1 protein-coding gene and 3 pseudogenes are annotated in these 6,938 nt (G+C 62.5%); 1 reads left to right on the forward strand and 3 read right to left on the reverse strand.

Translation table 11 applies throughout. The features are described from left to right. Positions 1-277: pseudogene (locus tag VN856_RS23020) on the forward strand (hypothetical protein); the annotation flags it as partial. 75 nt (positions 278-352) lie between these two features. Here the strand turns inward: VN856_RS23020 and VN856_RS23025 are convergent. From VN856_RS23025 to VN856_RS23035, 3 genes and pseudogenes are all read right to left on the reverse strand, one after another. Beyond that, positions 353-2,281, reverse strand: a pseudogene (locus VN856_RS23025) (APC family permease); the annotation flags it as partial. Between the two features lie 304 nt (positions 2,282-2,585). After that, positions 2,586-4,595 (reverse strand): APC family permease, encoded by a 2,010-nt coding sequence (locus VN856_RS23030; protein WP_325693401.1) that lies wholly within the window; start codon positions 4,593-4,595, stop codon positions 2,586-2,588. Positions 4,596-4,847: 252 nt separating this feature from the next. Continuing rightward, a pseudogene (locus VN856_RS23035) lies at positions 4,848-6,776 on the reverse strand (APC family permease); the annotation flags it as partial. Between the last annotated feature and the right edge of the window lie 162 nt (positions 6,777-6,938).

The raw sequence follows: 6,938 nt of genomic DNA on the forward strand, positions 1-6,938 counted from the left end.
CGATGACAGCCACGCAGACGCAGACGACGAGGCCACCAAATCGGCGCGCTCCCTCTATGCCGCCAAGGTGCGTCGCCTAGAACTCAGCCCGCCAAGCGATGCCGAGTCAGAGGATGCCCGAGAGATGGAGCGCTATCGCGCACTGCGCCTGAAACTGCTCGGCGTCGAGCGTTCGGTTTTACTGGGGTTGAGGCGCGACGGCCGCATCAACGCAACAGTGCTGCGCACCATCGAACGAGACTTCGACCTCGAGGAGGCACGGCTCAGCGGCGCCTGAGTGGTGCAATGAGGCGCAAGGAAGCCGTGACAAAAACCCTCACGACCCTTCGCTTCCGCGTGCACGGATCGCGGTTGCTTGCGCGATGCGCGATCCCACGTCGTAAACAACGATCTGCGCGGTCGCACCCTCGACCCGGCTGACAACCGCGGAGATCCTGTCGGCGGTGCGGTCATGCAGCAGCCGCTCTACCAGCGGTGCATACGTCCGGCGCGGCAGGAGCACGGTCACCTTGGTGCCGGGCTGATTTTCAATCTCGTTCAGCACCAACTCTCGGGCCGCGCGGCTCAGGTGTCGATCCGGGCACTCGAGCGTGCGCAGCGGAATCTGGTCCTCGAAGTGCTCCCAGCGCTGCTGCAGTCGCGCGGCGTGACGCGCATCGAGCACGAAGTGGACCGCGGTCAGCTTGTCGGCGTGCAGCCCGTTTGCGTAATGCAACGCCTCGATCGTCGCGAAGTCGAAGTGATCGACCAAGATGAAGACGCGATGACGCGGATGCGCGAGCACATTCTGGCGCTCGGTCAGCGTCATCTCCAACACGGAACTCTCGGCGCGATATTGGCGGTTGAGCCTCATCAACGCGAATACCAGAATCGGGAAAACCACCACGACGAGCCACGCGCCCTCGGTGAACTTCGCGACGGCAAAGATCAACACCACGATCGTCGACAAGATCGCCGCGGAAAAATTCACCACCACCCTGCCTCGCCAACCGGGTTCACGATGAGCCAGGTTGTATTTGGTCATCCCATAGCCGGCCATCGAGAATCCGGTAAACACCCCCATCGCAAACAGCGGTACCACCGCGTCGACCGAGCCACCGGTGACTATCACCAGTGTCACCGCCAGCGCGGTCAGAATGATGATGGCGTTGGAAAACACCAGACGGTGGCCACGTTTCATCATCGGCCGCGGCAAGAAACTGTCCTCGGCAACAAAGCTGGTCAGCGCCGGAAACCCGTTAAAGCTGGTATTGGCACCGAAGAACAAAATCGCCGCGCTCGCGGTCTGAAGAAGGACGTACATGACCGTGCCGACCAACCCGTGGCCGAAGACCGCCCGGCCGACCTCGGAAAGCATCGAGGGATACTCGGCGACGTAGGGAGTGGCATGGGTCGCGTGCACCAGGTAGATGACGCCCACGAGCAGAAACCCCAGAATGCAAGCCATCCTCGTCAACACGCGACGGGCGTTGGGACCCTGCGGCTTTCGAAAGACATTCACCGCATCGGCGATCGCCTCGACACCGGTCAGCGAGGTACCCCCGTTGGCGAACGCCCGCAACAATACCAAGACCGTCGCGCCCATGATCAGCCCGTTGCCCTGATGAACCGGCACCGATCCGGCAAGGTGCTCCGAATCGTATTGCGGTAAGCCCCAGAAGATTTGGCGAACCACACCTGTCACGATCATCGCCACGAGCATGATGATGAACGAGTACACAGGCACCGCGAAGATCCGACCCGCCTCCTTCATCCCGCGCAAGTTGGCATAGGAAATCAGCAGCAACGCCGCCACGGTGATTTCCAGGTGGTAAGGACCTAGCCTGGGTATTGCCGACACCACCGCGAACGTGCCCGATGCGCATTGCACGGCCACGGTGACGACATAGTCGATCAACAACGCCGCCGACGAGATCTGCGCGATCCGTGGTCCGAAATTGCTTCTGGCGACCACGTACGAGCCGCCCCGCTGCGTGTAGGTCATCACCACTTGGCGATAAGACCCGGTCACCAACGCCAAAATCAGCAGGATCACACCGGCGATAGGCAGCACGAGCACATAAGCCGCCATTCCTGCCGCCGGCAGTAACTCGACCATAATCTGCTCGGGACCGTAGACGGTCGACGAAATCGCGTCCGGTGAAAGCGCGCCCAGTGCAACGACATTCGACAAGCTTTCATGCTCGAGATGCTCATTGATTAGCGGCTGTCCCAGAAAAAACCGCTTCCAAGCATCGACGAAAGTTGACGGAGCCTTATCCTGGCCAGCCGGAACTACCACAGTGACGCTCTTCCCGCCTCAACGGTCACGGTACTTTTCAAGTACTTATGCCCGTGAACGTTAGCCCCTCTACCCGGAATTGGCTTACCCGAGAGGGTTCGACCAGCGGCTATTCCCAGCCAATTGACAGCTCGGGCGTGCCTGGGACGCCTAAAGCTGAACCCGCCGAACAACCACGCGCCCGACGACGCCCGGGAGACGGAGCGGTATCGGGCGTTACGGTTGACACCGATCGACCTCGGAGATGCGATACTCAGCGGCTCGTGAACTACCGCGAATCACGAACGCGCTCAACGGATGACATTCACCTGCGCGCCGGTTGCTCCTTCTTGGCGCTACGGATGGCTTCGTTCTTTTCGTTCTTCACTGAACGAGCCGCGGCAGTCGCCTGCGCGATCCGCGATCCCACGTCGTAGGCCACGATCTGGGCGGTCGCACCCTCAACCCGGCTGATGGCTCCGGCCATCTTATCGGCGGTACGGTCGTGCAGTAGCCGGCCCACCAGCGGTGCGTACGTGCGCCGCGGCAACAACACGGTCACCTTGGTGCCCGGTTCGGCATCGATCTCGCGCATCGCCAGCTCCTGTGCCGCACGACTGAGGTAGCGATCCGGACACTCGACCATCTTCAGCGGAATGTCGTCTTCGAAGTGCTCCCAGCGCTCCTGCAGCCGCGTGGCGTGGCGGGTGTCGATGATGAAGTGCACCGCGGTCAGCTTGTCGGCGTGTAGCCCGCTCGCGTAATGCAGAGCCTCGATCGTCGCGAAGTCGAAGTGGTCCACCAAGACAACAACCGTATGGTGCGGGTGCTTGACCACGTCTTGCCGTTCGGTCAACTGCATCTCCAAAACCGAGTTCTCACTGCGGTATTGGCGATTGAGCCGCATCAGGGCGAACACCAGAATCGGGAAGACCACGACAACCAGCCACGCACCTTCGGTGAACTTCGCGATCGCGAAGATCAACACCACCGTCGTGGCCAGGATCGCCGCGGACAGGTTGATTGCCAGCTTGCGACGCCACCCCGGATTCCGGTGGCCGAGGTGGTATTTCGTCATGCCGTAACCGCAGATCGAGAAGCCCATGAAGACGCCCATGGCGTACAGCGGCACGACCGCGTCGACCGAGCCGTTGGTGACGATAACCAGGATCGTGGACGCCGCGGTCAGCACCAGGATGGCGTTGGAGAACACCAGGCGATGGCCGCGCTTCATCATTGGCCGCGGCAGGAAGCTGTCCTCGGCGACGAAGCTGGTCAGCGCTGGGAAACCGTTGAAGCTGGTGTTGGCGCCGAAGAACAGGATTGCCGCGCTCGCCGCCTGCAGCAGCGCGAACAGGATGTTGCCGAGAGTCCCGCTGCCGAAGACCGCGCGGGCGATCTCGGACAGCATCGACGGGTAGCCGGCGGCGTATGGAGTCGCATGGGTGATGTGGGCCAGCCAAATGACACCGAACAGCAGAAACCCGAGCAGGCATGCCATCATGGTCAGCGCTTTGCGGGCGTTCGGGCCCTGCGGTTGACGAAACACGTTGACCGCGTCGGCGATCGCCTCGACCCCGGTCAACGAGGTGCCGCCATTGGCGAACGAGCGCAGAAGGACCAAGATCGTAGCGCCCATCACGATGCCGTTGCCTTGGTGAACCGACACGGCACCGACAATGTGCTCCGGGTCGTATTTCGGTAAACTACCAAAGATTTCGCGGACCACACCGGTCACGATCAACGTGGTCATCATCGCGGCGAAGGCATACACGGGGACGGCGAAGAGTCGGCCGGCCTCTTTCATGCCGCGCAGATTGCCGAACGAGAGCAGCAGCAACGCTCCCACGGTGATCTCCAGATGGTACGGGCCCAGACTGGGTACTGCAGAGACCACCGCTACCGTGCCCGCCGAGCACTGGATGGCCACCGTCACCACGTAGTCGATCAGCAGCGCCGCTGACGAGAGCTGCGCGATTTTCGGCCCGAAGTTGGCGCGCGCCACCACATACGAGCCGCCCCGCTGCGTGTAGACCATCACCACCTGCCGGTACGACGCGGTGACCAGCGCCAGGATCAGCAGGATGACGCCCGCGAGCGGCAGGATCAGTGTGAACGCCGCCAACCCCGCGGCCGGTAGCAGCTCGATCAAGATCTGCTCGGGACCATAAGCGGTCGACGAAACTGCGTCGGGCGAAAGAGCGCCTAACGCAATGGGATTCGACAGGCTTTCGTGCTCGAGCTGCTCGTTGATCAGCGGTTTACCCAGAAAAAACCGCTTCCACCCGTCCACGAAAGTGGACGGAGCTTTATGCTCGTCCGCCGGATCTACCACAGTTTTGCTCTTCCCCGCCCTGACGCTCCCAATACTTACGAAAAACTTACGCCCGAGAACGTTAGCGTCTCTACCGGAGATTCGGTTACCCGAGGGGGTGCTGCCAGCGACAATCTCAGCCAATTATCATCTCGGCCGGGGCATTGTGCTGCGTCGAATCGACGCGAGCTGTCAGAGCATCGGGGTGGCGGCCTGCGCTTTTCCGGTGGGTTCGGGCGACTGACCAGAGCTTTCGTCGTCTGCCATCCGAAGCGCTTGGGCGACCCGCGACCCCACGTCGTAGGCCAGAATCTGCGCGCTCGCGTCCGGGATCCGGCTGATCACCCGGGCCATCTTGTCCGCGGTGCGGTCATGCAGCAGCCGGTCCGCCAGCGGCGAATACATCCGGCGCGGCAACAAGGCCGTCACGGTGTCGTCCGGGTAATCACGCTTGACCTGCGCAACCAACTGCTGGGCGGCACGGCAGAGGTTTCGATCCTCGCAATCGACCATCAGTAACTCGATGTCGTGGCTGAAGCGCGGCCAGCGCACCTGCAACCGTGCGGCCCGCGCCTCGTCCAGAACCAGGTGCACGGCAGTCAGCGTGTGGGCGTGCAGTCCCCTGGCATAGCGCAGGGCCTCGACCACAGCCGGATCGATGGAATCCACGAATAACAACACCCGATGCCGCGGGTGCGCGGTCAGGTCAGGACGCTCGGCGCGAGACATCTCCAGCACCGACGCCTCCGCGCGATACTGCTTGTTGAGTCGAATCAACGTGTACACCAGCGCGGGAAAGACCACCACGATCAGCCAGGCACCTTCGGTGAACTTCGCTATCGCGAAGATCAACACCACGAGCGTCGACAAGACGCCGGCCGACAGGTTGATAGCCAACTTGCGGCGCCAGCCGCGGTCGCGCTGGCTCAGATGGTGCTTCGTCATGCCGTAGCCGGCCATCGCGAACGCGCTGAACACTCCCATTGCAAACAGCGGCACCAGCGCGTTGACCGAGCCGCCGGTGGCCACCAGTAGCACCACGGCAAGGACCGCCAGCAGGATGATGGCATTCGAGAAGACCAGCCGGTGGCCGCGTTTCATCAGCGGTCGCGGCAAGAAACTGTCCTCGGCCACGAAATTCGCCAACGCGGGAAAGCCGTTGAAGCTGGTGTTGGCGCCGTTGTACAGAATCGCGGCGCTGGCCGCCTGAAGCAGGAAATACAGCACGTTGCCGACCAGCCCGTTGCCGAAGACCGCGCGACCGATCTCAGACAGCATCGACGGGTATCCGGCGACGTACGGAGTCGCGTGCGTGACGAACGCCAACCACGCCACGCCGGCCAGCAACAGCCCCAGAATCCAGGCCATGATCGTCAGCACCCGGCGCGCGTTGCGGCCTTCTGGCTGACGAAAGAGGTTGACCGTGTTGGAGATTGCCTCCACCCCGGTCAGCGACGAGCCACCGTTGGCGAACGCCCGGAGGATCACCAGCACGGTCGCCCCCATCACCAGGCCATTGCCCTGATGCACCGGCACCGCCCCGGCCAGGTGAGCGGGATCGTATGTCGGCAGTCCCCCGAACACCTCACGCACGACCCCGACCACGACCAGTAGCGCCAGCATGCCGATGAACCAGTACGTCGGCACCGCGAACGCCCGACCGGCCTCGCGCAAGCCACGCAGATTGGCGAAACAAAAGATCAATACCGCGCCGACGGTGATTTCCAGGCTATATGGACCCAGAACCGGGAGCGCCGAGGCCACCGCCACCGTGCCGGCCGCACACTGGATCGCCACGGTGACGACGTAGTCGATCAACAATGCCGCCGCCGCGACCTGCGCCACCCGTGGCCCGAAGTTCTCCCGCGCCACGATGTAGGACCCGCCCGCTCGGGTGTAAGTCATTACGACTTGGCGGTACGACGCCGCGACCAACGCCAGGATCAGCAGGATTACACCGGTCAGCGGCAGCAGCAACACGAATGCGGCCATCCCCGCGGCCGGTAGCAACTCAACCATGATCTGCTCGGGGCCGTAGGCCGTCGAAGAAATTGCATCCGGCGAAAGTGCGCCCAACGCAACAGGATTCGATAGCTTTTGATGATGCAGCTCATCGGTGATCATCGGCTTGCCGAGCACGGCTCGCTTCCACGCGTCAACGAATGACGGTGCGATCCTGCTATCGGCAGCCGGGACTGTCATCGATCATTCCTAACCGATGACAGCGCTACCCGCCCGAATCCATACGGGTTCCAAACGGCATCCTTACGAGATTTTGACACCCGGCCCATCGCGGCCCATACGTCGCGAAGGCAGCGGAAACGTCGATACAGTGTCCAGCAACGCAAGCGGCTTGGGATGATG

Origin of the sequence: Mycobacterium sp., from assembly GCF_035603715.1 — a bacterium.
Classification (GTDB): domain Bacteria; phylum Actinomycetota; class Actinomycetes; order Mycobacteriales; family Mycobacteriaceae; genus Mycobacterium.